General features: G+C 47.6%; 1 rRNA gene. It reads right to left on the reverse strand.

Annotation, left to right across the window (positions count from 1 at the left end):
* Positions 1–584 (reverse strand): 23S ribosomal RNA (locus PRUB_RS00030); the annotation flags it as partial.
* Positions 585–597: the final 13 nt, after the last annotated feature.

Genomic DNA, 597 nt, shown 5'->3' on the forward strand with positions numbered 1-597 from the left:
GCTACAGAATATAAGTCGCTGACCCATTATACAAAAGGTACGCAGTCACCCTCGAAGGGCTCCTACTGCTTGTACGTACACGGTTTCAGGTTCTATTTCACTCCCCTCACAGGGGTTCTTTTCGCCTTTCCCTCACGGTACTGGTTCACTATCGGTCAGTTGGGAGTATTTAGCCTTGGAGGATGGTCCCCCCATATTCAGTCAAAGTTTCACGTGCTCCGACCTACTCGATTTCACTTTAAATAAGTTGTCGTGTACGGGACTGTCACCCTGTATCGTCATACTTTCCAGAATGTTCCACTAACTACATTAAAGCTTAAGGGCTAATCCGATTTCGCTCGCCGCTACTTTCGGAATCTCGGTTGATTTCTTTTCCTACGGGTACTTAGATGTTTCAGTTCTCCGCGTTCGCTTCATACAGCTATGTATTCACTGCATGATGACCCAAAGGGCCGGGTTTCCCCATTCGGAAATCCTAGTCTCAAGCGCCTCTTACTGGCTCAACTAGGCTTATCGCAAGTTAGTACGTCCTTCATCGCCTCCAACTGCCAAGGCATCCACCGTGTACGCTTAGTCACTTAACCATACAACCCAAAA

The sequence above is a fragment of the Pseudoalteromonas rubra genome (genome assembly GCF_000238295.3).
GTDB lineage: Bacteria > Pseudomonadota > Gammaproteobacteria > Enterobacterales > Alteromonadaceae > Pseudoalteromonas > Pseudoalteromonas rubra.